This is a genomic window from Micrococcus sp. CS26 (assembly GCF_055522295.1).
The window spans coordinates 1-321 of record NZ_JBVFVY010000072.1 but is presented as its reverse complement, the minus strand read 5'-3'; the positions used below and the strand labels follow the sequence as shown (position 1 = coordinate 321).

Annotated in this window: 1 protein-coding gene; it reads left to right on the top strand. The window is 62.0% G+C overall.

Going from position 1 to position 321, the window contains the following annotated elements; genetic code table 11:
- Positions 1-199, top strand: a 199-nt coding sequence (locus ACZ1IK_RS11260; RefSeq protein WP_144859519.1) for an IS3 family transposase, incomplete at its 5' end; no start/stop codon positions are given.
- Positions 200-321 lie beyond the last annotated feature (122 nt).

The window sequence follows — 321 nt, the reverse complement described above, 5'->3', positions numbered from 1 at the left end:
AATGGAATCCTTCTTCGCGCTGTTGCAGAAGAACGTGCTGAACCGGCGTCGCTGGCAGTCCTTCGACCAGCTCCGGCTCGCGATCGTGAGCTGGATCGAGCGGACCTATCACCGCCGTCGTAGGCAGGCCCGTCTCGGGAAGCTCACCCCTGTCGAGTTCGAGATGGTTCAATCAGTCCAGGCGGCTGCCGCCGCCTGATAACTCGTGTCAAGCAAACTCATGGCAGACCCCCAGCACGAGACCAGGCCCGCGGACCGTCACCGGCCAATGCATAGAGGCATCTGACAGGGGCGATCGTTCATCGATGCCAGATGGCCCAG